The sequence below is a fragment of the Streptomyces sp. NPDC057249 genome (assembly GCF_042669245.1).
In the GTDB taxonomy this organism is placed as follows: domain Bacteria; phylum Actinomycetota; class Actinomycetes; order Streptomycetales; family Streptomycetaceae; genus Streptomyces.
Genome location: NZ_JBHUXS010000016.1, coordinates 37132 through 63290, shown reverse-complemented (window position 1 = coordinate 63290; position 26159 = coordinate 37132). Strand labels below are relative to the sequence as shown.

Sequence of the window (26159 nt, the reverse complement as noted above, 5' to 3'; positions counted from 1 at the left end):
ACGGAGCGGCGGACGCCTCAGCGCCGCCCCGTGCGTCGGGCAGCGCTACCCCTTGACGCGGACCAGGCCCGTCTCGTAGGCGAGGATCACCAGTTGGGCGCGGTCGCGGACGCCGAGTTTGGCGATGGCCCGGGTGACGTGGGTCTTGGCGGTGAGTGGGCTGATGAACAGCTGTGCGGCGATCTGGCCGTTGGACAGACCGGTCGCGATCAGGCGGGTCACCTCACGTTCCCGGGCGGTGAGCACGGCCAGCCGTTCGACGGTGTCGGTGGGGGACACCGGTCGGCAGGCGAACTGCTCGATCACCCTCCGGGTCGCGCCCGGCGAGAGCAGCGCATCGCCGGCCGCCACCGACCGGACCGCCTGCCGCAGCTCGTCCGGCTCGATCTCCTTGGTGAGGAACCCGCTCGCGCCCGCGCGCAGGGCCGCGAAGACGTACTCGTCGGTTTCGAACGTGGTGAGGACGATCACCCGGCAGCCCGTCGGTTCCGACTCCTGGACTATCTCCCGGGTGGCGGTGATGCCGTCGGTGCCGGGCATGCGGATGTCCATGAGAACGACGTCGGGACGTACGGCCCGGGCCGTACGGACGGCTTCGTCACCCGTGCCCGCCTCGCCGACGACCTCGATGTCCTCGGCACGGGCCAGGAGACTGCTGAATCCGGCCCGTACCAGGGCCTGGTCGTCGGCGAGGAGCACCTTGATCGTCATGGGCGGAAGCCTGGCACAGGCATGACGGCCCGCACGAGCCATCCGTCACCCTCGCCGCGCGGGCCGGCGGAGAATGCGCCGCCGAGTGCCCGCACCCGTTCGCCCATCCCCCGCACTCCGTGCCCGGCTGCCCCGGACGTGTCCGCCGGGGCGCGGCCGTCGTCGGTGACGCACACCTCCACCCGCCCATGGGCGCACCGGAGGATCACGTCGGCCCGGGACGCCCCCGCGTGGCGGACGGTGTTGGTGAGGGCTTCCTGGACGATCCGGTGGACGGCGAGGGAGACCGGGGCGGGAACGGCGGCGAGGTCGCCGGCCGTCTCCAGCCGGATGTCCAGCTCCGCCGACCGCATCCGGTCGACGAGTGCCGCGACCTCGGGGAGGCCGGCCACGGGGTCTTCCGGTCCGGCCCCCGGCGCGCGGAGCACGTGGACGAGCGCGCGCAGGTCCCGTAGGGCCTCGGTACGGATGTGCTGGGCGGTGACGAGGGCGGCCCGGGCCTGCTGGGGTGAATCGTCCAGGGCTTCGGCCGCGACCCGGAGTTGGATGCCCACGACGGTGAGGGTGTGCCCGACGACGTCGTGCAGCTCGCGGGCGATCTCCAGGCGGGCCTCCGCTATGCGCCGGCCCGCCTCCAGGTCCCGTTCCCGCACGACGCGCTCCAGCCGGTCGTCGAGTTCGGCGCGCCAGCGGAGGCGGTTGCGGTAGGCCGTCGCGGCGGCGAGGAGCACGGCCAGCCACAGGGCTTCGGCGCTCAGGGAGCCGACGGCTTCGCGTGGGGTGGCGCCGCCGGCCGTCATCTCCCAGTTCATCGCGAAGGCCAGCTCTGCCAGGCCGACCCCGGCCGCCCACGGGAGGCCCGGGCGGCCGGGCCGGTCGTCGGCGGCCAGCGTGGCGTACGCGGCGGAGACGGGCCACACCCACCCGGTGTCGGTGAGTCCGGAGGTGCGGAACACGACGGCGGCCAGCACGCCGAGCAGCAGCACGGCCAGCGGCCATCGGCGGCGAGCCAGGAGCAGCAGCCCCAGCCACAGGGCGAGCGGTAGGGCTCCCGCGGCATCCAGCCGGCCGCCGAGCCGGACCGTGCCGGCCAGGACGACTGCGGTGGTGCCGACCGCGAGGAGCCCGTCGAGAAGGCGGACCGTGCCCGGGTCGGCAGGGGCGGAGACGGCGAGTCGGTCCATGCGCTGATCATCCACGAAGAGCCCGCCCCCGCTCACCACGGGCGCCCACAGCCACCAGGGCGAGCGCGACCCATCCCAGGTCGGCGGCGAGGACCAGGCGTTCCACCAGGCCTACCGGTGTGGGGGCGTCGCCCAGGCCCAGCGACGGGCCGCCGTCCATGACGTCGGCCAGGTAGACCGCGAGCCCGGCGGTGGTCGTGACCGAGGCCGCGGTGAAGGCGCTCAGGGCCGTACGCAGTCCAGGGCGCCGGACCGCCAGCCGGCCGCGGAGGAGCACAGCGGCGGTGGGCAGCGCGGCGAAGGCGAGGAAGGCGGCGTTGCCGTGGACGAGTTCGGAGAGGGAGGGGCGGCTCCAGCGACCGGGCGGGTCCGCCGGGAACAGAGCGGCGACGAGCACGCCGATCGTCCAGACCAGGAGCGCGGCCCGCCCCGCCCGGCGTACTCCGGCACCGAGCCGGACCACCAGCGCTGCCGAGGCGGCACCGACCGCGAGCAACGCCGCGGGGAGCAGCCAGCCGGCCGTCCCGTGCACGTAGCGGCTGAGGGTCTCGCTGACCAGGTCGTAGTCCGGGTTCAGTGCCTCCACCGCTGTCATCGCCAACCCCGCGGTGCCGATCAGGGCGAGCGGAAGGCGGGCTCTCGCTGCCGAAGCCGTGGCCGTGATCGTCATACCGTCCTCCTGGGTGTCGTTCCGGTGATCCAGAACCTACGGAGAGGTCGGGATCGGCCGCGTCCTCCCGACGCGGACATCCGGCTCTGCACCAGGAGGTGCGGTTTTCCGGCCGGCTGCTTCATTCGGTGTACGTGCCGGGGCAGCCGGCCCGTCGTCGGCACCACCACGCGAGGTCGCCCCGCACGTGTCGGTCCGCGGGTCGGGTGCGGGGCGAGACGGAGGTGAACCGTGCGGCGGGCCGAGCGGCGCGGCGGGGAGACGCACTGTGCGGACGGCTTCGCGCAGGGCAGGATGCGACCATGCGCTACGCCCACGAGGACCCCGAGCTACGCGCTCTCGTCCGTCGCTACGTCACGCCCGACCGGCGGTACCTCCAACTCGGCGGCCCGGTCCTGCGCATGACCGCGCCCCGCCGCGCCGCGTTCGCGCGGAAGCTCGGCAAGGCCGCCTCGACCATCACGCCTCGTGAGCTGACCGTCCTGCTCGAAGGCGGGTGGCGGGAGCGCAAGACCGCTGCGTGGCTCATCGCCGTCGCGGGCAGGACCGAATTCCGCGAACGCCTCGGCGCACTCCTGCTCGCCAGCGAGGTCTGCTACGCGGGCACGGCCTACTGCGTCACCCTGGCCGCCTTCGGCACCCCCGCCGACGCGCACCTGACGGCTGCCTACCTCGACCGCTATCTGCGACGCCCCGACCTCTTCTACGACCAGTCGGCCGCCATGGGTGCGCTCCTGCATCTGGACGCCGGGCTCGGCACCGACCGAGCGGCCCGGTTCCTGGCCCCGGGCGGCCTCTGGCACCAGTGGATCGACGGGCCACCTCGCAAGGAGCACCACGGCACGCCGGAGAGCTACCGCGAAGTCGTCGGCCGGCTCTGCGACTTCGTCGATGACAGCGCCGAATGCCGCCGCGCGAGGCAGCGCTGACGGGGGCCGGCGCGCCCGCGGCGCGGAGTCCCGGGTCGGGGCGTGCCGCCGGCGCACGAGGTCGTCCAGCGCCTGCGTCCGGCTCCGGCTCCGGCTCCGGCTCCGGCTCCGGCGATCGAGCCGGCGCTGCGGCCTGTCACGGGCGTCCCGCCTCGGCGATCGAGCGGCCCAGCCCTTCGGTCAGCCAGGCGTGGGCCGCCGTCATGTTCAGGGAGCGTCCGCCGGTGACGGTGTCCAGCAACCCCCAGTAGCGGCGCAGACGCGGGTCGAACCCGGACGACCGGGAGACCAGGGCGTGCAGCTGACGACGGAAGGCCGGCGTGTCCGACTCACCGCGGGCCCGCGCGTGGGCGGACACGAAGGCGTCGACCGCCGCCCCGGGTCCCGGCGGCAGACGCGCTCCCACGGCGGCGGCCGTCAGCGCCGCCGCCTCGTCGATCTCGCCGTAGAAGGCGGGTGCGTCCCGCATCTCCTCCGCGTGATCCCCCGTCCAGCGGGTGAAGCCGGGGGTGGCGACCAGAACGTGGATCTCCGCGTAGGCCAGGGCGGCAGCGGGCGAGGGGTCGGCCGGCGGCTCCGGCGACAGCATGGCGACCATGAGGTCGAGTCGCCGCTTCGGCATCTCCGCGGGCAACTCGCGGTACCAGTGATCGGTGAGGCTTTGCCGTGCCTGCGGTAGCCGCTGCACCCGGGCGAGGATCTCCAGGCGTCGCAGCCGCTCGCCGTCCGGGCACTCGTCCAGGGCGCGCAGTGTTGCCTCACGCCATCGCAACTGCGTCAACTGTTCCTGTACGGCCGCGAGTTCGTTCGCCACGAGGTCGCCGACGGCCTGCTCACCGCTCGCGATCCGCGCGATGGCCGCGATCGGGGTGCCGAGCGCCCGCAAGCGCCTGATCAGCCCGATCCGCTCCCAGGCCTCCGGGCCGTAGCGCCGGTGGCCCCCGCTGCTGCGCTCCGCGACCGGCAGCAGGCCGCTGTCCGAGTAGTAGCGCAGGGTCTTCACCGCGAGGCCCGTGCCGGCGGCGAGTTCACCGATGCTCCATGTGCGGTGCGTCACAGACCCTTGAACCTCCAGCGCGCGGGAGCTCCTAGCGTACTGAGCAACGGGCCACCCCGGCCCGGATCATCAAGTCACGGGAGAACGCATGCCATCGGTCCCGTCACCACGTCCCCCCGGACGCGCAGGCCTTCGCGCGCACAGCCTGCGTCTGCTGCGCGTCGCCGCCCTGCTTGTCGTCACCGCCGCGTCCGTCACGACCGCTGCCGCCGCACCGATGAGGACTACCGGGCCCGCCTCGACGACGCCTTCGGCCCCTCCGCCGCCGCCGTGGCCGCGCACTACCCGGCGTCGCGCTACCCGAGCCCGGCGCTGGCCTGGTCCGCCGCACTGACCGACCGTTCCCTGGCGTGCACCACCTTGCGGGCGGCCCGCGAGATCACCACGACGGCACCTGGGGTGCCGCTCTACGGATACGAATTCGAAGACCCGCACGCCCCTGTGCCGACCGGTCTTCCCTCGCTTCCCGACCTCCCTTACGGGGCGGCGCACGGGTTCGAACTGGCCTACCTCTTCTCCGCCGTGCCCACCGAACAGCCCCTGACCGACGCGCAGAACACCTTGTCCGACCGCATGATCGACTACTGGGCGTCCTTCGCCCGCACCGGGGACCCGAACACACCCGGTGCGCCGCGCTGGCCGGCCCTGCGCACCACGGGACCGGTGCTCTCGCTGGCCCCCAGGCCCGGGGCGATCCGTACCGGCGACGCGTACGGCGGGCACCGGTGCGCCTTCTGGGACGGCGTGCCGGAGTGACGCACGGCGCCGCTGCGGACGCGCGGCCGGCGACCGCCCCCGGTCGTCGCCTTCAACGCGCGCGCCATCCATATTTTTCACTTCGATGACGACCTCTTGCGGAGCTGTGTTCATGTCAATACAGTTCCCCGCGTAACGTTGCAGTGCCACCGGCGGTCCGTTCGCGACCCCCGGTGGCCGCCGCAGGGGACAACCGGTCGAAGGGGCTCTCAGTGGGATTCACGCGGCGTACGTTCTTACAGGCGGCGACAGCGGCCGGGCTGACCGGAGCCATCGGGGCCGGGGAGGCGGCTCTCGCGAGTACGGCCTCCGCCGCCGACGGCTCGGGCGACGTGGTCGGCAAGGTGACCGTGGGATATCAGGGCTGGTTCGCCTGCAAGGGCGACGGCGCCCCGATCGACGGCTGGTGGCACTGGGCGCGGAACTGGGGAGAGACGCCCTCTCCGGCCAACAGCGCCATCGTCGCCTGGCCCGATGTACGCGACTACCCGGTCACGTACCAGACCGCCTTCGGCAACCTCGGCAACGGCCGGCCGGCCTCGCTGTTCTCCTCGTACGATCAGTCCACCGTCGACGTGCACTTCCGGTGGATGAAGCAGTACGGCATCGACACCGCGGCCCTCCAGCGCTTCAACCCCACCGGCGGAGAAGGGCCGACCCGCAACGCGATGGCGGGCAAGGTACGCGCCGCCGCGGAGGCCGAGGGCGTCAAGTTCTACATCATGTACGACGTGTCCGACTGGACGACGATGCAGACGGACATCAAGGCCGACTGGACCGCCAAGATGCGCGCCCACACCGCCTCGTCCGCGTACGCCCGGCAGAACGGCAAGCCGGTGGTGTGCATATGGGGTTTCGGCTTCAACGACGCCCAACGGCCGTTCACCCCGGACGCCTGCCTCGACGTGCTGAACTGGTTCAAGGGGCAGGGCTGTTACGTCATCGGCGGCGTTCCGACCTGGTGGCGCACGGGCGACCGGGACTCGCGGCCCGGCTTCTCCGGTGTCTACCACGCCTTCGACATGCTCTCGCCGTGGCTGGTCGGCCGCATCGGCAACGCCGGGGACGCCGACAACTTCTACCAGGTCGCCACCGTGCCCGACCTCGCCGAGTGCGCCGCACACGGCATCGACTACCAGCCCTGCGTCCTGCCCGGCGGGGTCACCGAACGGCAGCGCGCGCACGGCGACTTCATGTGGCGGCAGTTCTACAACATGGGCCGGGCCGGGGTGCCCAGCGTCTACATCTCCATGTTCGACGAGTACAACGAGGGCAACCAGATCGCCAAGACCGCGGAGTCCCGGAACTGGGTGCCGGCCGGGTCGGGCCTCCTCGCACTCGACGAGGACGGCACCGCCTGCTCGTCCGACTACTACCTCCGGCTGACCGGCGACGGCGGCCGCATGCTGAAGGGCCTCCTCCCCCTCACCGCCTCCCGGCCGACCCCACCACGCGTCGGCGGCGATGACGACCAGCCGCCCACCGCGCCCGGCGCTCCGCACACCACCGCCGTCACCGACACCACGGTGGCGCTGGCCTGGACCGCCTCGACCGACGACGCCGGCGTGACCGGCTACCGCGTCCGCCGGATCATCGGCGACACAGCCACCCCGGTCGCCACCGCCCCGGCGAGCGCCACCACCTGCACGGTGACCGGTCTCTCCCCCTCGACGTCCTACACCTTCGACATCCAGGCACTCGACTCGGCAGGCTCCGTCTCGCCGCCCTCGGCCCGGGTCACCGTCACCACCGCGGCGGGAGGTGCCCCCACCGGCGATCTGGCCCTGCGCCGGCCGGTCTCGGAGAGCAGCCACACCCAGTCGTACGGTGCGAACAACGCCGTGGACGGCGACCCGAACACGTACTGGGAGAGTTCCAACCACGCCTTTCCCCAATGGCTCCAGGTCGACCTCGGCACCGCCACCGGCGTCCGTCGTGTCGTCCTCTCGCTGCCGCCCTCCACCGACTGGGCCGCGCGCACGCAGACCATCGCAGTCCGGGGCAGTACCGACGGCGTCTCGTTCAGCCAACTGCGCTCCGGCACCGACTGCTCCTTCGACCCGCTCACCGGGAACACCGTCACCCTGGACCTGCCGGCCGCCACGACCACGCGCCACCTGCGGCTCGTCTTCACCGCGAACACGGGCTGGCCCGCCGGCCAGCTCGCCCGGCTCCAGGTCTACGGCACCTGATCCGCGCAGGTGGTGTCCTGGCTCCGAGCGCCGCCGGTCCCGGGCCGGCCGTGACCAGGAGCGATACGGCCTGTCGGCCCGCCGGAGAACCCGGCGGGCCGACAGACCCATCAGAGGAACCCGGCCCGAGGACTCCACGGACGCTCCGGGATCACTCCGCTCCGAGTCGGGCCAGCTCGGCACGTAGCTCGTTGATCGCGTCCTCGGCGACGTCGTACGCGCTCGGCACACCCGGAACCGGCTGGTCGTCCTCGGGAATCCAGAACTTCCGCCTCGTCAGCCGCAAGGAGTCGAGGAACGCCGGGATGGCGTTGAAGATTTCGATGAGCAGCGGACCGTCGTACGCCGGCAGGACGGGGTCGAGGAACTCGCGCCAGGGAATCCAGCTGTCCGCGACCTCGCCGCGATCCGGCGGGGACACCTGCACGTAGTGCAGACGCTGCTGAGCGACGGCGTCCTCGACGTCCCGCTGATACGCCTTCGGGCCGCTGCTCCCGAGGACGACGTGGGAGCTGTCGACGCACACACCGATGTGCCGGCTGCTCACGCCTGCGAGGAAGTCGAGTACGTCGCGCACCATGTTCGGCGCGGGAGTCTCCCAGTGGTCGACGGGTTCGATGGCGACGTGGACGCCCTTCTCCGCCGCGTATGCGCCCAGCTGCTCGAAGAGCGGCTGGGCGATTTGGTACCGGGGCCGCAGCCAGTCCTGCAGTGCGTCACTCCACAGCCGCTCGCCGTTGAGGGTGGGGAAGACGTTGTACGGGAACAGGACGGGACCCGCCATGATGGTGCCGCGCAGAGCCGCCGTGATGTCCACCCGTGACTTGAGGTAGACGAGCGCGGCCTCGCGTTCCTCGGCGATCAGCGACGTGGGGTCGAAGGCCGGCGTGGTGGCGACGTTGGTGGTCAGACCGACGTCCGCCAGGCCGGCCGCGTCGAGAGCGTCCCTCAGCTTCTCGTAGCGGGGCACGTCCCCCTGGGGATCGCCCGTGTCGTTCGGGAAGACCGGCATGTCGAAGCCCGCGTACCCGATGTCCCGCAGTTTCTCCATGTGCCGGACGATGACCTCGGTGTACTGGGGATCGTCCGGGTGCAGGTTGACCGTGAACATGAAGAAGCTGAGGTAGATGTCGCGCGCGCTCATCGCTACCATCCCAGGACCTCGGTGAGGTAGGCGCGGGCCATCTTGGCGTACTCCAGCGGGCATGCCACCGCCGGGTCCTGTTCGGCCTCGACGACCAGCCATCCCTCATATCCGGCGTTCCCGAGCGTGGTGAGGACGGGCCTGAAGTCGATCATGCCCTGGGAGTCTCCGGGCACGGTGAAGACGCCCTGCCGGATTCCGTCCTCGAAGGACAAGTGGTCGCTCTTCACCTTCTCGGCCACCGACTGGCGGACGTTCTTGAGGTGCACGTGCTTGATCCGCTGCGTGTGCTTCTCCGCGGTGTGGAGCGGGTCGTCACCCGCGAGCTGGAGGTGTCCGGTGTCGAGCAGCAGGTGCACCCGGTCCGGATCGGTGCCCACCATCAGCCTGTCGATGTCCTCGGCCGTCTGCACACCCGTGCCCATGTGATGGTGGTAGCAGAGCCGCATCCCGCTGTCCGCGGCCAGCTTCCCGATCTCGTTGAGTCCGCCGGTGAGGAGATCCCAGTCCGAGTCGGTGAAGTGGGGACGGTGCTTGAAGACGGGGATGGGCTGCAGATGCGACGACTGCCCGAACTCCGCGACCACGATGTCGTGGCCGCCCACATTCTTGAGGAACTCCAGCTGCCTCTTGAAATTCGCGATGGTCCGGTCCTTTTCACCGATGGTGAAGTACGTGCTCACCCATGGCTCGGACACTTCCAGACCGCGCAGGTCGAGGGCTTCCTTGAGGACCGCGGCGTCCGTCGGGTACTTGTGGCCGATGCTGCAGCCCTGGAATCCCGCGAACGCCATCTCGCTCACGCATTGCTCGAAGGGGATTCCGATGTCGATCAGAGGGAAGTCGTCGTTCCACCACAGGGTCGGGGTGACGCCGAGCGACACCTTGTCGGGGCCGAGGTTCGGGACGGGGCTGGTCATTGGATTTCCTTCGCTCAGTGGTTTTCGAGTGCGGGTGGGCTGGCCCACGATCCGTAGCCCGGCGCCTTCGCGCCGGACGGATGGGCGCCGATGGCCCGCCACAGCAGGCCCTCGGTGTAGGCGTCGGGTGAGACGACGAACGGGGGTGTGCGGTCTTCGCCGTCCCCCGCGAGGTCTCCCCCGGCCGTCCGCCGGCCGGGTGCGGCCTGTGGGGGCAGGCTTTCCTCGGGCTGGCTGTCATCCGGCACGGCGGGCTTCGCTCCGCTGCGGCCGGGCGCCGTCCAGGCCGCCACGTCCACGCGTCCCGTCAGTTCCGGGCCGTACCAGACGCCGACGTACCAGAGCTTGATGATGCTCTTCACCACGGGATCGGCGGGGACGGCGGACGGATCGGACGAGAGCGCCTTCTGCAGCGCGTCCGGCCCTTCTTGATCCACGACCGTTTCGTAGTACGCCTCTGCCTGACCGGTTCCCCACAGGTCGAACTCGGTGAATCCGGTGACAGTGGCGGAGAACTTCACGAATTCGCGCACTTTCTCTTCTGTGGTCGCTGTCTGCGTCACAGTGTTTCCTCCCTCGGCGGCCTAGATCTCGAATGTCGGACCGGCGTTCACGCCCGCGCTCCCGGTGAGCGGGTTGCGGATGAGCCGGTTCATGCTGTCGCGAATGCGGAACATCTCCCAGACCGCCTTGAGCAGCAGGTCGGGCCGGCCGTTGTAGGCCAGGTTGATATTGGTCAGGAAGGTGGCGTAGGACCGGTTGAATTCCTCGGCCGCTGCCAGGATTTCCGGGTATCCCGCGAGATCCGCCAGTTTGATGTCCGGCTTCACCGGATAGACGGCATCCCAGTCGACGTTCACATCGGGTCCGGAAGGATGGCCCGGCGTGTCGCCCTTCTGGTAGTACTGCCCCTTCTCCAGTTGCTGGAACCGGTAGTAGTGGGCGATTTCGTCCTGGCTGTCGAAGATGCCGCCGTACAGCCCTTCGCCCTGCTCCGCGACGAGGGTGAGCGCCGCGACGGCGGTGTCGCGCCCCGTCACCACGATCACATCGCCGCCACCCGAGTAGAAGTACTCGGGGGTCACCTGGCGGGCGGGGTCACCGGTGAAGATCGTGGATCCCGCCTGCCGGGCCTGGTCCTCCAGGTAGTTGATCCCCCGCATGATCTCCTCGTAGAACTCACCGATGCTCAGGAAGCGCTGGGTGGGCTCACCGGGGACGAGGCCGAGGATCGCGCCGGACTCCTCCAGTTCCGCCAGCTTCTCCGATGGCGGTGCCGCGCCGTCGGACGCGAGTCCGAGGGCCGCCCAGTCCATCGGGACGAACCTGTCCTCCTCGTCGGCTGCCGCCGCCGGCTTCTCGATCTTCAGGAACGTGTCGAGTGCCTCGCGCGAGAACGGCCGGAGGTGCACCTCGAAGTAGTCGGGCCCGCACGGCAGGCGCGTCGGGTAGTTCGGGACGAAGCCGGACTTGGTGAGTTCCGGAGTGCCGCCCACGGCGTTCAGGACGTTGGCGACCAGGGTGAGGTGCAGCATCTCCTCGACGGCTACGACCCTGATGACGTGCCAGGCATCCGAGTTCTTCCCCGGGTGCAGCGAGTAGAGGGCGGTCAGGTAGGGCGGGAGCGTGGCGTGCTCCAACTGGAGCCCTTTGTACAGGTATTCGCGCAGTTCCTCGATGGTTTTGATCTTGGAGTCCTGGGACGGCTCCGGTTCTGAAGCGGACATGTTCCCCCAATCGTGGGCGGTGGCGGTGGCGGCGGCCGGCTTCGCGCTCGGGCCGCCGGTCTGTCGGCCGTCTAGCTGCGGACGGTTACCGGGGCCTTCGCGGCGCGCAGGTACCTGACGATGTGGGTCGAACTGCGGAAGGCGAGGGCCGCCATGGTCAGGCTGATGTTGGAGGTCCCGATCGAGGGCAGGCTGCCGGGCCCGACGAGGTAGAGGTTGTCGTGGTCCCACGACTGCTGGGTGTGGTCGACCACCGAGTTCGTCGGATCGGTCCCCATGATGTGGGTGCCCGCGAGGTGGTTGCCGCCGACGATGTTGTACCACTGGCCTTCGTGCTCGACGGCGCTGTAGCGGTCCTTGTCGTACTCGGTCCGCTCCTCGGCACCGAGCTTCGCGAAGATGTCGGTCGCGAGGTTCCTGGCGAACGCGGCGCCCCGCATGGTGTACGGCGGGATGGTGAGCGACACGACCGGCTTCAGGTTGTCCAGGGCGTCCTTGTACCGGTCGTCCACGGTGACCGTGTTGTTCGTGTCGGGCAGCAGGTCGATCATGAAGGCGAGCAGGAGCTGCCGGGAGATCCGGTTCCCGAGGGTCCGGCGCAACTCCTTCCCGTACAGGCCCTCCTTGTCGACGAGTTCGACCAGATCCGTGTAGGGCGAGCCGGTCGCCCAGCCCCAGCCGTCGTTGTGGATGTCCACGCCGAATCCGGCCTGGGTGCCGCGGAACCGCCCGCCGCGCAGATCGGTGATTCCGCTCGTGCAGGACGTGCCTCGCATCGTGCCGGCCGGCTCGGGCAGCAGACCCCAGGACAGCAGGTACGCGTGGTCCATTAGGTTGCGGCCGATCAGCTTGCTGCGGCTCATGCGCTGCATGTCGGAGGCCAGCATGAGCCGGGCGTTCTCGATGGCGTGGGCGCAGAGGATGTAGACGGTGCCCTTGACCGTGTACGTCTCGTAGTCGCTGGATTCAAGCGACTGGTAGTTCTTGATGGTGATTCCGGTGACCCGGCGGTCCTGCGCGTCGACTTCGACCTTGGACGCGACCGCCTGCGTCACGATCTTGACGTTGCCGCTGCTGAGCGCCTTGGTCAGGGTCTTCCCCGCGTGATACTTGGCCTGCACGGGGCAGAGCGGTACGCAGTTGGTGTTGCCCTGACACCGTTCGCCCTCTTCCACCTGGGTCGTGCTCACGGCACCGACCGGGACGTAGCCCTTGCCGCCGTCGTACGCGGCGTTCGGCACACCGTTGCGGGCCTGCGGGAAGCTGCGCACCCGGAGGGTGTATTCGTCGTCCGCCAGATTGACCCGCATACCGTCCACGCCTCGGGCGACCGTCTTGTCGAGATAGGACGGCGGCATGCGGTGCATGGGGAACACGTAACCCTTCGGGAAATGCATTCCCAGGTATGCCTGGTCCTCGACTTCCGCGGCCACCCCCAATTCGGCCTCGGCCTGCCGGTAATACGGTTCCAGATCGTCGTAGCTGAGCGGCCAGTTCAGCCCCTGGCCGTACTTGGTCTTCAGGTCGAAGTCCTCGGGGAGCATGCGCAGTGCCTTGCCCTCCCAATGCATGGAGGTGCCGCCCAGGACTCGGGTGAACGTGGTGTCCGAGCAGTACTCGTCCTCCTGCACGAGGTAGAACTCGTCCCGGGGTGTCTCCGGGTTCACCGGCATGGTGTCGGTGCTCCTGGGCATCCGGGCGTTCGGGTTGAACGGGTACGGTGACTGGTTGTCCTTGACGACCGCGCCGTAGAACCGCGACAGGTACGACTCGTACTCCGCGAGGTCCAGGTCCTTCCCCGGGCCGGCTTCGACGATCAGCACCCTGTAGCCGGCCTGGCTCAGCTGCCCGGCGACGATGGAGCCCGCCATGCCGCCGCCGACGATCACGGCATCCCACTCCCCTCTCGCGGCCTCGGCCGCGCTGGTCTCCGTCGCAGCCCCCGCTGGGAAGATCACCGGCTCTGTATCGTCGAAAGACGTCATTGATGCCCCTTGTCGTGTCTGGGGGTGGGCTCACCCCGATTTCGGGCCGAACAGCCCCGTGAATTCCCGCCGGTTGCCGGCACGAATGGTGATCGAACGGCTGTCGAAGGCCCATGTACCGCCGCCGATGGAATGAGGACTTCCCGTACACCCCAGGAGGGTTGCCGACGCATTGCGCGGGACCGCACCTGAAGCCGCGCGCCGATCCGCCGGGATCGAAGGAAGGGCCTCGGCACGAGGTTTGCATATGACGCGGTCATTCGCTCCGCCACGACTGGGATCTCGCCGGGAAACCCATCGATAGGGGGTAATCAGCGGTTCGATGTCAACTCAGGCCGTTGACAAGTCGGTTGAACCGAAGAAACTTCCCGCTGGAGGCTTCATGTGCTTGTCCATTTTTCAGCCGTTGACGTTTCCGTTTCCGCCGCGCGTCCTGCCTGCCGGGGATGGCCTCCCCGGGCGGGAGCGCGCCCCCTCTACATCACCGGGACATTGATGTACCGTCCACTCACATGCGCACCCGACTTGTTCTCGCGTGGGCCTCAGCCGTGACGGCCGCATTGGCGGTCACGGCCGCAGCCGGACCCGTGACGGCCGCACCGGCCGGTCGCGGGGCCGTGACGCCCACGGCCCGCTGCCCTCAGCTCTCCGACGATCTCCCCTGGTACGGCGGCAACAGAGCCCAGCTGCAGCGCGTGATCGACGAGCGCGGCACCTGCCACGGCAGGGGCGGGCCGCGCCCGGTCGCGGCGTTCGACTGGGACAACACCATCACGAAGAACGACGTCACCGATGCCACCATCAGCTGGTCCCTGCGCCACGACAAGATCCTTCGGCCCGCCAGCTGGAAGGACACCAGCACCTGGCTGACCGGCACCGCGGACCGGGCCCTCACCGCTGCCTGCGGAACCGACGTGCCGGTGGGAACGCCCCTGCCGACCTCCACCGACGACCGCTGCGCCGACGAGATCCTCCAGATCCGTGAGGACGGCAGAACGATGAGCGGCGAGGCCGCCTTCGCCGGGGAGTGGAACCATCGACGCACCGTGCCGCAGTACGCATGGGTGCCACAGCTGTTCGCCGGACACACCGTCGCCGAACTGCGTGCGTACACCGAGGCCGCCCGTACCGAGGCCCTCGCCGCGCCCGTCGGTGCGACCCGCACCGTCGGCACCCACGTACTGCCCGCTTACGTCCGGTACTACGAACAGCAGCGCGACCTGGTGCGGACGCTCCGGAAGGCCGGATTCGACGTCTGGATCGTCTCGGCGGGGTCCGAACCGGTGACCGAGGTGTGGTCGCGCGGCATCGGGATCGACCGGGCGCACACCGTCGCGATCCGGTCCGTGCTCGACGCCGAGGGCCGCATCACGACCAGCAACGAGGGCTGCGGCGGAGTGGGCGTCACCAAGGGGGAGGTCATCCCGTACATCGACGGCAAGCGCTGCTGGATCAACCAGGAGATCTACGGGATCCACGGCCGGGCCGCCTGGAAGCGACAGGCCCCGCATCGGCGGATCGCGATCGGCGGCGGCGACGCCGACACCGACGTGACGTTCGTCGGCGACGCCACGGGCGCGCATCTGGTGCTCAACCGCAACAAGAACGAACTCATGTGCCGGGCCTACGACGACGCCGACGGCCGCTGGGTCGTCAACCCCATGTTCATCGAGCCGCTGCCGCGCAGGACCACGGCCTACCCCTGCGCGAGCACCGCCTACACCGGTCCCGACGGCACCCTCGGCCCCGTGCTGCGCGGCGACGGCAGCGTCGTACCGGATCAGCGGGACGCGGTGTACTGACGCCGCGGACCGCAGCGCCGTGCCGAAGCGCGGAAGCTCCGCCGGAGCAGGGTGTCCCCCGCTCCGGCGGAGCCCGGACGGCCCGGCGGTACCTCAGCGGCGGCCCGCCGGGACCGGTGCCGCGTGCGACGATCCTCGGCTCACGCGAAGTTCACGTCGCTGCACCACATGTACGTCTGGTCCAGGTGCGAGGCCTGCCAGATCACGAACATGATGTGGTGTCCGCTGTAGCCGGAGGTCTGGACGGGGAACGTGATGTCCTGCGCCGGAGCGTAGCGGCCGGTCTGCGTGATGAAGTCGAGGTTGCCCCAGCCCAGCGTCTGGGTCTTGGGGTCGAAGCCCTGCTTGCTCACGTAGACCTTGAAGTAGTCGGCACCGTGGGACGCCTGATCGCGCAGGTGCACCGAGAAGTTGTCGCCGACCGTGGTGGTCTTCCACGCCCCGGGCTTGTCCAGACTGGCGTTCCGGGACAGGTTGTTGCTGCAGAGCGTCCCGTCGGGGGTCTTCGCCTGGAACTGGCCGCCGAGACCGTCGCGCAGTGCGCTCATCCAGTTCCACATGGTGTCGGTGTTGGCCTGCCATGCCTGCCAGCACATGGGGTCCTCGGTCTGCATGGCCGGGTCCATGTGGTGGCTGCCCCAGGTCTCCCAGCAGCGGTACGCGCGGCTGGCGGGGTCGACGATCGTGCCGTGCGCCTGGGCGGGGGCCGACCAGGCCAGCGCGCCGACGACGACGGCGAACAGCATGACGAGTGCCTGGAGAGGCCGACGAAGGTACGACCTCGAACGTCCGGTTAACGGGATCTTCTTGTACATGTGGGGGGAACTCCTTCCAGTGGCAAGGCTGTCGTGGGAGCGCTCCCAACGGTACGACTTTCGCGGGACATGTCAATGCAACAATTCAAGTTGGCCGTCGGTTCGCGCTCTTGCGCATCCGGGCCGGAACGGGAGACTGCCTTCACCACCCAGTCCCGCCGGCCCCGGCAGCACCACGCCGCACAGGCCGGAGCGGACCGGGCCGGATCGTCCGCCTTCACTCTCCCGAGACGAGGTCCCATGAACCGGAACCGCACCGCCGTCAGCACCGTTGCCCTGGCCCTGTTATGCGCCGGCTTCGCCGTCGGCCCCATGGCCGGCACCTCCGCCGCCGCGCCCGCCACCGGGGCGAAGGCACGCGTCGGGGCCGACTGGGAGACGCAGTCGATCGTCTTCACCGCCGCTCCGGGGCAGACCAACGACCTCAGCATCTACCCGATGTACACGAGCGACGGGATCAGCCGGATCGGCTTCAGCGACGTGGTCCCGCTCTCACCCGGCGAACACTGTGCGTACGCCAGGGCCGAGGACACCACGGCCGTCGTCTGCGAGCTGCCCGTCGACGGCGCACGGCCCGGTCGGATCGACGTCTTCCTCGGCGACGGTGACGACACGATCGCCGCCTTCACTCCCGGAATGAACACCGTCAGCGGCGGCGCGGGCGACGACGAACTGCACGCCCACACCGCCCGCACGGTCCTGGGCGGCGCGGGGGACGACATGGTCATGGGGCCCGGGACCCTGTACGGCGGCAACGGCATGGATCATCTGATGGGTGACAACGGGAACCAGCGGATGTGGGGCGGCCGGGGCGACGACATGATCGAGGGCTACGGGGGTGACGACACCGTGTACGCCGGGCCCGGCGACGACCACGTCATGGGCGGGGACGGCCGGGACATCCTCTTCGGCGGCTCCGGCGACGACCTGGTACACGGTGAGGGCGGCGACGACTTCGTCTGTGGTGGGACCGGGAAGGACGCCCTCGACGGCGGCGACGGCCGGGACCTGGTCCTTCCGTAACCGCCGCTCCCCCGCCGGCGGTTGCCCGCTGGGGAGGGAGGAAGCGAAGTCCCCCTCCCTCCCCAGCGGCTGTGCGCAACCGAACCGCGCTGCGGCGGGTCGGGCGCGTGCGGCGGCCGGGCCGCCGCCGGCCGATCAGACCTGGAACCCCGTGGCCTTCACGTCCTCGACCTTGCGGACCTTGATCTCCATGCGATTCACCTCCTCGTGACTGGACTGCCTGCCCCGGCCGGTGGTGCGGCCGGGGTGGACCGGTACCCGCGGGACCTCAGGTCCTCGACGTGAGCCGCCGTGCGCGCTCACGGACCGAGAGGGCCGCGGGAAGAACGAAGGGAGCCAGACAGACCGCGGTGCACAGCAGCGCCCACCAGAACTGTCCGGTGGCCGGGCCGGTGCCGAGTCGGCCGGCGGCCCAGCGCAGCACCTCCCACGCGGAGGGCGCCAGGAACAGCCCCGCCCAGACCAGGGTCAGCACCGCCCCGAGGAACCGCACCCAGCGGAACCAGCGTCCGGCCCGCTCATCGGCCGGATGCGCGTCGGCCAGCTCCGCCGCCCCCGCGGCGTCCAGGCGCCCGACGGCTCGACGGAGCATCAGCGTCGAGACCCGCCACAGGTTGCGGCAGCCCAGCGCGTTGACCAGCACCGCGTACAGGTCCGTGCGCAGGAAGACCATGCACTGCCACAGCATCGCGGTCAGCTTCACGTAGATCCAGGTAGCGAGGACCGCGTCGAGCGGACGGGGCGCTGCCCACGCTCCGGTGTCGATCAGCAGCCGCGCCACGAGCGGCACGGCGAGAAGCACCGAGTCAAGGGCGAGGCCGGCCAGCAGCGGCCCGTACCGCTTGCGTCTCGGTACGGTCCAGAGCTGGGTCAGGTCGGTCTCGAAGACCAGCAGGAACCCCATGCGCCGGTCCATGCCGAATCTGGCCCCCAGGCCGAGCGCCCGGGCCGCGAACCAGTGCCCCAGTTCATGGATCGCCGTCGCGGCCGTGGCGAGCGGGATCAGGATCAGGCTGCCGAGGCCGATGTCGTCCACGACGAACGCGTCGGTCGCCGGATCGGGGAAGAGGCCGGGCCGGGACACGAACACCGCGAGGGCGAGCACCGCGCACGCGGCGTAGCAGCTCCAGGCCACCCGCCCGAAGAAGGGCCGGGCGACCTCCTGGCGGACGCCGTCCAGCCACCGGCCGCCCTGCACGGGCGCCGAGCGGACCGGTGCGGCCTGCTGGCCCTCGTCGACGAAGCCGAGCTCGCGGAGGGTCTCCACGAAGGAGGGCACGTCCACGGGCTGCCCGGCGAACTCCTCGGCCTCGCCGGCGGCCTCGGCGATCGTCGCCCCGCGCAGCAGCGCCTCGATCACCACGCCGCCGACCTTCGGAATGGCGACGAACTGCCCCGTCTCCGGGTCGCCCACCAGGACTTCGTCGTCCCCCTCGGGCACCAGGCTCAGCGGTCGCAGCCGCACGGTGGACCGTGGCGGTCCGTCCACCCCGGTCATGCCGCGGCCGCCCGTGCCGGGGCCAGTGCGCACACCGGGCAGTCCGGCACGTCGGGGAACGGGACGCGGCTGCCCGCCAGGCCCTCCCGCAGGTCGAGCCGGACCCGGGCGCCGGCGGCCAGCGGCTCCTGGAAACCGGTGAGATAGCGCAGGCCCTCCAGCGCGATCAGCGAACCGATCTGCATGGCCACCGGGCCGATGAGGGGATTGGTCGTCCGCATGCCGTGCACGAGGTCCTCCGCGGCCGCCGCGCCGGTGCCCTCCTCCGGCTGCTGCGAGAACTCGCAGGCCAGGCAGGCGCTCGACCCCGGGTCGACGGACATGTACGAGAGCAGGGTGCGGGTCGCGCCGCCGACGACCAGGGGTACACCGGCCCGGACGGCGGCCTCGTTCACCCACAGGCCGGCGTCGGGGTGGCCGTCCAGGCCGCCCACCACCAGATCGATGCCGTCGGTGAGATCGGCGAGGTCCCCGGGGCCCGCGACCCAGCGGTCGACGGTGCGCACCTCGATGTCCGGGTCGTACGCCCGCACCCAGGCGGCGGCGCGCTCGACCTTCGAGCGGCCGACGTCCTCGTGCCGGTAGAGGAACTGCCGGGCGAAGTTGCGGGTCTCGACGCGGTCGTGGTCCAGCAGCGTCAGCCGGCCGACGCCGAGCCCCGCCAGGCACTGGACCAGCGAGGAGCCGCCACCGCCCACACCGAGCACCAGGACGTGCGCGTCGCGCACCCGGCGCAGGAAGTCGGTGCGGTGCCGGTCGAGGTCCGAGAAGGTGCCGAAGAACGCCAGGTTGGAGAAGTGCCGTTCGTCGACCGCCGGATCACCGGTGAACCTGCCCTCGTCGCGTTCGACCAGCCCCAGACCCGCGAGCCCCTGCAGTCCGCCGTCGAGCTCCTGGCCGGTCACCTCGACGCCCCGGGTGGCGAGCTCCGCACGCAGTCCGTCCACGCTGCGGGGGCCCTCGCGGAGCACGGAGAGAAGCGCCTCGACCTTCCCCTCGGGGTCCTCCAAGGTGATCGACTCACGGGGGTCGAAGACGACGATCAGGTCTTCCCCCACCGCTTGCCAGGTGCACTCCTTGAGCGCGACACGCATCAACCCACTCGCTTTCGGCCTCAGCGGACCCCGGACCCCCCAGGGCATGGCCGCAACTCTGCTGTCCGGCGCTGAACTTCCGCTTTGACGCCGCTTTGAGCCCGTGGCTCAGTCCGTCGCCCGCAGCTGTTCGCGTACGGCGTCCGCGTCCGGGTGCTCCAGTTCGTCGAGGAGGGCGAGGGAGGCCCGCCACGCCCCGCGCGCGCCCGCGGGGTCGCCGACGGTGTGCATGACCTCGCCGAGGCTGCGCAGTGCGACCGCTTCCCCGTACCGGTTGCCGAGCCGGTGGAACGCTTCCTGGCACCGGCGGTAGCAGTCGAGCGCTTCGGCGTACTGACCCATGGCACGGCGGATGACGGCGAAGGTCTCCCAGGTGTACGCCTCGCCGAGCGGGCTGCCCTCCTCCCGGTGCAGTCGCAGCGCCTCCTCGCAGCAGGCGAGCGCCTTCTCGTGGTCGCCCAGATGGGTGTGGCACCAGCCGATGTTGTTCAGCGCGCCGCCCCATGCGGCCCGGTTGCCGGCCGCGCGCTCCAGTTCGAGCACCTGCTCGATGCAGCGGAGCGTGGCGCGGTAGTCGCCCTGTTGCTCGTACGACCAGCCCAGCGCCCGCAACGTGTGGGCCTGCGCCGCCGGTTCGTTCAGCTCACGCTGCAGTTCCAACGCCCGCGACAGCTCCTCCCGGGCCTCCTCGTACCGCCCCAGCCGGATCGCGGCCCGGCCCGACTCGCAATGGCACAGTGCCGTCCCGGCCCGGTCCTGCCGGCGCCGGGCCGCGGCGATGGCCGTGCGCTGGGTGGCCGCCCAGTCGTGCCAACGACCGCTGAGGTGGAGGAAGTCCCCCATGACCAGCGGCAGTTGCCAGGCGTGGTCGTCGAAACCGGCCGGGCCCGCCGCACCCGTGGCCGCGAGCAGCGCGGCGTGCTCCGTCTCGAACCACGCCAGCGCCTCTTCGTACCCCTCCGGGTGGTGGGGTGCGGAGCCGGGCACCGGCGGCGGCAGCGGCAGTCCGGCGCGCACCGGGGCGAGCCGCCGGCCCGCCGCGTGCGCGGTGTGCAGGAAGTGGTCGAACAGGCGGTGCAGCGCCTCGGTGCGTTCCGCTTCGGAGTCCTCGGTCGCCGCCAGCTCCGCCGCGTAGGTGCGCAGCAGATCGTGGAAGGAGTACCGGCCGGGGTGGTGCTCGTCGATGAGATGGACCCGGGCCAGCGCGGTCAGCGCCGACGCGGCCTGCCGGAGGGACAGCCGGGCCAGGGCCGCCACGGCGGGCGCGGCCACGTCCCGGCCGGGGTACAGCCCGAGCAGCCGGAACACCTTGGCCGTGCCGGCGTCCAGCCGGAGGTACGACCACGAGAAGACCGTCCGTACGCTGCTCACCCCCTCGTCGGCGTCCAAGGCGTCCAACCGGCCTCTGGTGTCCCGCAGTTCGGCCGCGACGGCGCTCAGTGCGAACCCCGGACGGCCGACGGCGCGGGCGGCGGTCACCGCGAGGGCCAACGGCAGTCGGGCGCACAGCTCGATCAGCTCGGCCACCGCCTCGGGCTCCGCGTCGAGCCGGTCCGCCCCGAGGCGGGCCACGAGCAGTTCGTGTGCCTCGTCGTGCGGCAGCACGTCGAGGGAGACCAGCAGGGCGCCGTCGGTGACGGTGAGACCGGCCAGCCGGCCTCGGCCGGTGACGACCACGGCGCAACGGGCGCCGCCCGGCAGCAGGGGACGCACCTGGGCCGCGTCGGTGGCGTTGTCGAGGACGAACAGCAGCCGGCGGCCGGCGGTCTCGGTGCGCAGCAGCGCCGCCCGCGCCTCCAGCGCGTCCGGAATGCGCTCCGGCGGCACCGATAGCGCCTCCAGGAATCCGCGGATCGCCTCGCCGGGCGGCACGGGCCCGGCGGAGTCGAAGCCGCGCAGATTCACGTACAGCTGGCCGTCGGGATAGTACGGTGCCGCGCGGTGCGCCCAGTGCAGTGCCAGCGCCGTCTTTCCCGCGCCCGCCGTACCGGTGATCACGCGCACGGCCGGGCCCGTGCCGGTGGCCGCTTCGTCGGACGGCCCGTCCAGCAGGTGCAGCTCGGCCCGGCGTCCCGCGAACCTGGCGACCGCGGCGGGTAATTGACGCGGTGGTGCCGGGGCCCATCCGGGGCGGGCCGGTCCCTTGGACGGTCGTGGGCCCGGCGCGGGGGCGGCGAGCCCCGGATCGCCGCGCAGCATGCGCAGTTGCAGCTCTCGCAGCGGGGCGGACGGTTCGACGCTCAGCTCGTCGGTCAGCAGCCGGTGTACCTCCCGGTAGGCGTCGAGCGCCTCCGCCTGCCTTCCCGACCGGTACAGCGCCAGCATCAGCTGCCCCCACAGCCCTTCCCGGAGCGGGTGTTCGCGCACGGACTGCCGTAGCTCCGATACCAGTTCGGTGTGGCGTCCGCAGGCCAGGTCCGCTTCGACACGGGTCTGGAGGACGTCGAGCCGCTGCTCGTCGAGCCGCGCCGCCTCGGCTTCCACCACCGGCCCGGCCGGTACGTCCGCGAGTGCGGGGCCGCGCCAGAGCGCGAGCGCCTCGGCGAGCAGAGCCGCCGCGTGTTCCGCCTCGCCGGCCGCCAGCGCGGCGCGGCCGGACGCGCCGAGACGGACGAAGGCGGTGGCGTCCAGGTCGTCGGCGCCGTCGGGCACCACCTGGTAGCCGGGTGACCGCGTGACGATCAACCGGCCCTGGCGGTCCCCAAGTTCACGGCGCAGTCGCAGCACGTACTGCTGGATGAGATTGGCGGCCGCCCTGGGTTCGGTCTCGCCCCACAGCTCCGTCGCGAGCCGGTCCGTCGGAACGGGGGTGTCGCGCCGGGCCAATAAGGTGGCGAGCAGGGCACGCGGCTTGGCGGCGGAGATGCCCCGCCAGTGGGTGCCGTCGAATATTTCGAGGGGGCCGAGGATACGAAAACGCATCCCGCCTCCCCCGTTCTCCGTACCTTGCCCATGTGATCTTGCCACCGGGCGACGCGATCCGCCATGTGGTTGCCGGCTGCGGAGCGCTCGGATGGTGGGCGGTGGGCGGTGGGTGGTGGACGGCGGGTGGCGGGTCGTCAACCGGTCGGTGTCGCCTTCGTAGGGACGACGGCGACGGGGGCGTTGGCGAAGTGGAGTGTCGAGTGCACGACGTGTCCCACGTACCGGCTGCCGGTTCTGCTGCTGCGCCCGAGCACCAGGAGCCGGGCACCGGCGGCCAGGGACACCAGCATCTCGGCGGCGAAGCCCACTTCGGTGTGCTCGGTCACCATGACGTCGGGATGGCGCCGGCGCCACGGCCTCAGGAGGGTGACGAGTGCGCGGCGGTGGTCTTCCGCCAGCTGGGCCGGCCTGTTCGAGAGGCCCGTGACACCGGACTGGTTCGTGAACATCCTGGGCAGGTCCCAGGCCCGCGCCGCCCGCAGCGGGACACCGTGCGCGGCAGCCGCCCGGAAGGCGAAGTCCAGGACCGCTTCCGCCTCGTCGTCCTCCTCGGGGACGCCCGCCACGACCTCGCCGCTCCCCGGGGTCCGGCGGACGTCACCGCCACGGATCATCACCACGGGGCAGTCGGCCCGGCTCACTACGCGAAGGCCGACCGATCCGAGGAGGAATCCGGTCACCGGTCCGGGTCTGCGTGATCCGACCACGATCATCTGGGCCTCGCGGCCACGCTCCGTCAGCAGGTCGGCCTCGGGCCGGTCGACCAGCTCGGCACTGGCCTCCACATCGCCGTAGTGTTCACGCACCCAGTCCAGGGTGCCCGCGAGCGCCTGTTCGGCGGCCTGGCGTTCGGTTCCGGCGTCCGCGAAGAAGGACGGATCGTATCCGTGCAGCAGCAGAAGCGGCGCGGAGCGGCGACGGGCCTCGTCGGCCGCCCAGCCTGCCGCGAGCAGACTGTCCGGCGTGATGTCGATTCCGGCGATGATGGGCTGGTGCTGCACGACGTCTCCTCATGGGCGGCAGGCGGTGGACGACCGGCGTCGGGCTGAGCGGCCTCAGCCCAGGAAACCCTGGACTTCGTCACTGTCGGTGGAGGCGCGGGAGAGTCTCATATCCATGTCCAGAATGTACGAACATAGGACTGCTCACGCCGTGCGGGCGCGCCCCATACCCTGAAGCGGCACCCGATCAGATGCCCCCTCGGCCACCACGTGCGCCCGAAGGTCTCGGCGTCGGCCTCAGATCCGCCGGTCCGTCGCCGGCGATACCGCCCGCAGCGCCCCGCGCCGCCGACCGGTCACGTACGCGCCGAGGCCGGCCGCGATGAGTACGAGGCCGAGGGCGCCGAACACCACGGGACCTGTGGGCACGGTCTCCTCCGCCACCACGCGCCCCCGTACGCCCGAGACCGCGAAGGCGCCTTCGTGGACATCGAGGTGGTAGCGGGAGTCGTTGGAATTCGCACGGTAGTCGCCCAGCACGAACAGGCGTCCGGCCGGGACCCGCACGTCGTACGAGACGGCGTTCGGATCACCCTGGGTGTCCGCGACGTACGGCTCATCGAGCGTCTTCCCGTTCACCGAGACCCCGCCCCCGGACCCCGTGACCCGGTCGCCGCCGATGCCGATGACGCGCCGCAGCACCGGCTCGGTCATGTACGGCTCGGGCGGGTCCATGAGGACCACGTCACCCCGGTGAACGCCGTCCGAGCCGATCGGCTTCACGAGCACGCGCGCCCCGGGCGGGAAACCGGGCCGCATGGAGTCGCCCCGGACCGTCACCGTCTCGTACCGCACGAGGCCGGAAGCGACCGAGCCGACCAGCAGCACGAGACCGACCGGCGTCAGCCCCCAGGTCAAGGCGCGCCATCCCCATGCCATGCGCCGCCGCCTCATGAGACCCCGCCCGCTTCCTTGATCCACCGCACACCTCACACAGCGCGCCCGCGACGCGAAGCGTTACCCCTCGCCACAGCGCGGTGCCGGGACGAGGGCGCCAGAGGCGAGCAGCGGCGCGGACGTCGACAGCCCGCCCCCGCGCACCGGCCACACCCTGTACGCCCTACGTGAGCTTGAAGAAGAGGGTGTCCTGGGTGTACCAGTCGATGTTCTTCGTGGCGTACTCCCACTCGTCGTGCTCCGTCTCGAGCTTCTCGATGAGCTCTTGCACGTCGTACCGGAAGTCGGCGGGTATCTCGTCGAGGGCGGCGCGATACGCCTCGGCGGCGGGCTTGGCCTTGGCGAGGGGCAGATGGCCGATGGCGGGGTAGCCGTCGACCGAGTGCGGAACGAAGGGGAAGCCGTCGGGCAGCCCACCGTAGAGGAAGCCGTGGGGCAGCAGGTCGGCGGGGACGCCGACGCGTCGCATCCCGTCGTCGACCAGACCGAAGAACGTCGACGGTTTCGAGTACGTGCCCAGGTGCGTCGGATCGGATGCGTTGTGGTCGATGATGTGCTGCAACGCGCTGTGGTAGGCGTTGCCCGCGTACGCGGCGTCCGAGTCGGTGCGTCCGGCGACGAGGTGGTCGAGGGCGTCGACGACGGACAGGCCCCAGTCGACGCCTTGGTCCTCGAGGTCGTCCTGGTGGACCCGCGCGTCCTTGCGCATCGCGTCGAGGCGGCGTCGCCGGTCGGCGTCCAGACCGTCCCTGACGCCCAGAAAGGCGAGGACGTCGGCCTTGTCGGCAGTGGAGTAGGCGATGTTGTGGCTCATGACCGTCATCATGCCAACCGGCACCGACAGTCCCTGGCGCCGGTCCGTCCCCCCTCACGGGCGCGGGCGCCCCGTCGTGGACGGGACGCCCGGCGTGCGGTCGCGGAAGCGTGGTCAGCTGGTCCAGAGGACCGGGCTGTCGCTGTACGCGTCACCCTCCTCGAACGAGGCGACCGCGATGGGGTCGGTCTTCGTGGCGCTGAGCGAACAGGTCTCGTACGAGGCGCCCTTGGTGGTGAAGTCGCGCGGGGCCGACTCGCTGTCGCACTTGCCCGGGAGGTCGCCGATCAGAATGACGCCCGTGGGCGCGCCGCCCGCCAGCTTGCCGCGCAGCCTCAGCGACGAGTAGGAGAGGTCGGTACCGCCGACGTTCTCCACCTTCATGCGGATGTAATAGGGCGTCATGCCCTTCGCCTTCTCACCGAAGGGGGACATGTCGGCCTCGGTGCCCTTCTCGATCGCCGTGACGGTAACGGCGACCGTGCCCTCCTTGGAAGTTCCGTACGTGAACGGCAGCACCGCGCGGTCACCGACCTTGAGCTTCGTGCCCGGTGCGGCGACGTCGCCACCGGGCGCGGCGGAGGTGTCGTCGCTCGGCTCGGCGGAGGGGCTTTCGCTGCTCGGGGCGGGTGAGGCCGGGGCGGAGGCCGAGGGCGATTCCTGCCCCGTGACCTCGTCCTCGCCGTCATTGCAGGCCGTGAGCCCGAGGCCCAGGGCGGTGGTGAGGGCAACTGCGAAGACGATGCGTCCCTTACGTATCATTTTGACCTAACTCGCGGTAAGGGCTGCGCTGTACGACAGCCGGAATGTTCAACAACTGGACCGGGCGGGCCGGGCGTCACGGCGACGGCAGTGCGTCCATGAGGCGCGCCGCGATGTCCCCCTCACACTGGGCCAGGAATGACACAGGCTTGTCCCAGGGACGGCACAGCCACGCGACGGCTGTTCACCGTCACCCTGTGTGCGAGTAGCGGTGTCGCCGACCACCGTGAGGTCCTCCGTGAGGACGCCGCCC

General features: G+C 70.9%; 22 protein-coding genes. 5 read left to right on the top strand and 17 right to left on the bottom strand.

Going from position 1 to position 26159, the window contains the following annotated elements; genetic code table 11:
• Positions 1-45: 45 nt before the first annotated feature.
• Genes ACFUJY_RS26600 through ACFUJY_RS26590 form a run of 3 tightly spaced genes read right to left on the bottom strand, consistent with a single transcriptional unit; the run spans position 46 to position 2565 of the window.
• Positions 46-711: a response regulator gene (locus ACFUJY_RS26600; protein WP_383304268.1), complete on the bottom strand. Its 666-nt coding sequence runs from the start codon at positions 709-711 to the stop codon at positions 46-48.
• Positions 708-1895: a sensor histidine kinase gene (locus tag ACFUJY_RS26595; RefSeq protein ID WP_383304266.1), complete on the bottom strand. Its 1188-nt coding sequence runs from the start codon at positions 1893-1895 to the stop codon at positions 708-710. Before ACFUJY_RS26595 ends, ACFUJY_RS26600 begins: the two co-directional genes overlap by 4 nt.
• Positions 1896-1902: 7 nt before the next feature.
• Positions 1903-2565, bottom strand: a complete 663-nt coding sequence (locus ACFUJY_RS26590) for a DUF998 domain-containing protein (protein ID WP_383304264.1) — start codon at positions 2563-2565, stop codon at positions 1903-1905.
• Positions 2566-2867: 302 nt separating this feature from the next.
• Between ACFUJY_RS26590 and ACFUJY_RS26585 the strand changes: the two genes are divergently transcribed.
• The gene (locus ACFUJY_RS26585; protein WP_383304262.1) at positions 2868-3494 is read left to right on the top strand and encodes a DUF6000 family protein; all 627 of its coding nucleotides are present in this window, start codon (positions 2868-2870) and stop codon (positions 3492-3494) included.
• Positions 3495-3630: 136 nt separating this feature from the next.
• Here ACFUJY_RS26585 and ACFUJY_RS26580 read toward each other — a convergent pair whose 3' ends face one another.
• Complete coding sequence (locus ACFUJY_RS26580) at positions 3631-4551, bottom strand: MerR family transcriptional regulator (RefSeq protein WP_383304261.1); 921 nt, start codon at positions 4549-4551, stop codon at positions 3631-3633.
• Between the two features lie 270 nt (positions 4552-4821).
• On the opposite strand from ACFUJY_RS26580, the gene ACFUJY_RS26575 reads away from it, so the two are divergent.
• Together ACFUJY_RS26575 and ACFUJY_RS26570 are read left to right on the top strand one after the other, a co-directional pair.
• Positions 4822-5307 (top strand): carboxylesterase family protein, encoded by a 486-nt coding sequence (locus ACFUJY_RS26575; RefSeq protein ID WP_383304259.1) that lies wholly within the window; start codon positions 4822-4824, stop codon positions 5305-5307.
• Between the two features lie 212 nt (positions 5308-5519).
• Positions 5520-7499: a discoidin domain-containing protein gene (locus ACFUJY_RS26570; RefSeq protein WP_383304257.1), complete on the top strand. Its 1980-nt coding sequence runs from the start codon at positions 5520-5522 to the stop codon at positions 7497-7499.
• A gap of 151 nt (positions 7500-7650) precedes the next feature.
• Here the strand turns inward: ACFUJY_RS26570 and ACFUJY_RS26565 are convergent, their stop codons facing one another.
• The 5 genes from ACFUJY_RS26565 to ACFUJY_RS26545 form a co-directional block, all read right to left on the bottom strand.
• A complete protein-coding gene (locus ACFUJY_RS26565) occupies positions 7651-8643 on the bottom strand; it encodes a sugar phosphate isomerase/epimerase family protein (RefSeq protein WP_383304255.1) in 993 nt (330 codons plus the stop codon).
• A 2-nt stretch (positions 8644-8645) separates the two neighbouring features.
• Positions 8646-9563 carry a myo-inosose-2 dehydratase gene (gene iolE, locus ACFUJY_RS26560; RefSeq protein ID WP_383304253.1) on the bottom strand — a complete coding sequence of 306 codons (918 nt, stop codon included), beginning with the start codon at positions 9561-9563 and terminating at the stop codon, positions 8646-8648.
• Positions 9564-9577: 14 nt separating this feature from the next.
• Positions 9578-10126 (bottom strand): hypothetical protein, encoded by a 549-nt coding sequence (locus ACFUJY_RS26555; protein WP_383304251.1) that lies wholly within the window; start codon positions 10124-10126, stop codon positions 9578-9580.
• Between the two features lie 21 nt (positions 10127-10147).
• On the bottom strand, positions 10148-11290 hold the full coding sequence (locus tag ACFUJY_RS26550; protein WP_383304249.1) for a ferritin-like protein: 1143 nt from the start codon (positions 11288-11290) through the stop codon (positions 10148-10150).
• 71 nt (positions 11291-11361) lie between these two features.
• Complete coding sequence (locus ACFUJY_RS26545; protein WP_383304247.1) at positions 11362-13275, bottom strand: GMC family oxidoreductase; 1914 nt, start codon at positions 13273-13275, stop codon at positions 11362-11364.
• A gap of 512 nt (positions 13276-13787) precedes the next feature.
• Between ACFUJY_RS26545 and ACFUJY_RS26540 the strand changes: the two genes are divergently transcribed.
• Positions 13788-15077: a haloacid dehalogenase-like hydrolase gene (locus ACFUJY_RS26540; protein ID WP_383304245.1), complete on the top strand. Its 1290-nt coding sequence runs from the start codon at positions 13788-13790 to the stop codon at positions 15075-15077.
• Between the two features lie 140 nt (positions 15078-15217).
• On the opposite strand, the gene ACFUJY_RS26535 is transcribed toward ACFUJY_RS26540, so the two are convergent.
• A complete protein-coding gene (locus ACFUJY_RS26535) occupies positions 15218-15823 on the bottom strand; it encodes a lytic polysaccharide monooxygenase (RefSeq protein ID WP_383304243.1) in 606 nt (201 codons plus the stop codon).
• 309 nt (positions 15824-16132) lie between these two features.
• On the opposite strand from ACFUJY_RS26535, the gene ACFUJY_RS26530 reads away from it, so the two are divergent.
• Positions 16133-16915, top strand: coding sequence for a calcium-binding protein (locus tag ACFUJY_RS26530; RefSeq protein ID WP_383304241.1), 783 nt, complete (start codon positions 16133-16135; stop codon positions 16913-16915).
• 268 nt (positions 16916-17183) lie between these two features.
• Here the strand turns inward: ACFUJY_RS26530 and ACFUJY_RS26525 are convergent, their stop codons facing one another.
• From ACFUJY_RS26525 to ACFUJY_RS26495, 7 genes are all read right to left on the bottom strand, one after another.
• Positions 17184-18446 (bottom strand): hypothetical protein, encoded by a 1263-nt coding sequence (locus ACFUJY_RS26525; RefSeq protein ID WP_383304239.1) that lies wholly within the window; start codon positions 18444-18446, stop codon positions 17184-17186.
• On the bottom strand, positions 18410-19507 hold the full coding sequence (locus tag ACFUJY_RS26520; RefSeq protein ID WP_383304237.1) for a HesA/MoeB/ThiF family protein: 1098 nt from the start codon (positions 19505-19507) through the stop codon (positions 18410-18412). Before ACFUJY_RS26520 ends, ACFUJY_RS26525 begins: the two co-directional genes overlap by 37 nt.
• Positions 19508-19615: 108 nt before the next feature.
• Positions 19616-22429, bottom strand: coding sequence for a BTAD domain-containing putative transcriptional regulator (locus ACFUJY_RS26515; protein WP_383304235.1), 2814 nt, complete (start codon positions 22427-22429; stop codon positions 19616-19618).
• Between the two features lie 137 nt (positions 22430-22566).
• Positions 22567-23433 (bottom strand): universal stress protein, encoded by an 867-nt coding sequence (locus ACFUJY_RS26510; RefSeq protein ID WP_383304233.1) that lies wholly within the window; start codon positions 23431-23433, stop codon positions 22567-22569.
• Between the two features lie 237 nt (positions 23434-23670).
• Positions 23671-24312: a signal peptidase I gene (lepB, locus tag ACFUJY_RS26505; RefSeq protein WP_383304231.1), complete on the bottom strand. Its 642-nt coding sequence runs from the start codon at positions 24310-24312 to the stop codon at positions 23671-23673.
• A gap of 181 nt (positions 24313-24493) precedes the next feature.
• The gene (locus ACFUJY_RS26500; RefSeq protein WP_383304229.1) at positions 24494-25144 is read right to left on the bottom strand and encodes a hypothetical protein; all 651 of its coding nucleotides are present in this window, start codon (positions 25142-25144) and stop codon (positions 24494-24496) included.
• Between the two features lie 114 nt (positions 25145-25258).
• Positions 25259-25906, bottom strand: coding sequence for a hypothetical protein (locus ACFUJY_RS26495; protein WP_383304228.1), 648 nt, complete (start codon positions 25904-25906; stop codon positions 25259-25261).
• Positions 25907-26159 lie beyond the last annotated feature (253 nt).

Coding starts and splice junctions, on each gene's coding strand:
- ACFUJY_RS26600 (WP_383304268.1), bottom strand. CDS start 711: ATGACGATCAAGGTGCTCCTCGCCGACGACCAGGCCCTGGTACGGGCC.
- ACFUJY_RS26595 (WP_383304266.1), bottom strand. CDS start 1,895: ATGGACCGACTCGCCGTCTCCGCCCCTGCCGACCCGGGCACGGTCCGC.
- ACFUJY_RS26590 (WP_383304264.1), bottom strand. CDS start 2,565: ATGACGATCACGGCCACGGCTTCGGCAGCGAGAGCCCGCCTTCCGCTC.
- ACFUJY_RS26585 (WP_383304262.1), top strand. CDS start 2,868: ATGCGCTACGCCCACGAGGACCCCGAGCTACGCGCTCTCGTCCGTCGC.
- ACFUJY_RS26565 (WP_383304255.1), bottom strand. CDS start 8,643: ATGAGCGCGCGCGACATCTACCTCAGCTTCTTCATGTTCACGGTCAAC.
- iolE (WP_383304253.1), bottom strand. CDS start 9,563: ATGACCAGCCCCGTCCCGAACCTCGGCCCCGACAAGGTGTCGCTCGGC.
- ACFUJY_RS26550 (WP_383304249.1), bottom strand. CDS start 11,290: ATGTCCGCTTCAGAACCGGAGCCGTCCCAGGACTCCAAGATCAAAACC.
- ACFUJY_RS26545 (WP_383304247.1), bottom strand. CDS start 13,275: ATGACGTCTTTCGACGATACAGAGCCGGTGATCTTCCCAGCGGGGGCT.
- ACFUJY_RS26540 (WP_383304245.1), top strand. CDS start 13,788: ATGCGCACCCGACTTGTTCTCGCGTGGGCCTCAGCCGTGACGGCCGCA.
- ACFUJY_RS26535 (WP_383304243.1), bottom strand. CDS start 15,823: ATGCTGTTCGCCGTCGTCGTCGGCGCGCTGGCCTGGTCGGCCCCCGCC.
- ACFUJY_RS26530 (WP_383304241.1), top strand. CDS start 16,133: ATGAACCGGAACCGCACCGCCGTCAGCACCGTTGCCCTGGCCCTGTTA.
- ACFUJY_RS26520 (WP_383304237.1), bottom strand. CDS start 19,507: ATGCGTGTCGCGCTCAAGGAGTGCACCTGGCAAGCGGTGGGGGAAGAC.
- ACFUJY_RS26515 (WP_383304235.1), bottom strand. CDS start 22,429: ATGCGTTTTCGTATCCTCGGCCCCCTCGAAATATTCGACGGCACCCAC.
- lepB (WP_383304231.1), bottom strand. CDS start 24,312: ATGGCATGGGGATGGCGCGCCTTGACCTGGGGGCTGACGCCGGTCGGT.
- ACFUJY_RS26500 (WP_383304229.1), bottom strand. CDS start 25,144: ATGAGCCACAACATCGCCTACTCCACTGCCGACAAGGCCGACGTCCTC.
- ACFUJY_RS26495 (WP_383304228.1), bottom strand. CDS start 25,906: ATGATACGTAAGGGACGCATCGTCTTCGCAGTTGCCCTCACCACCGCC.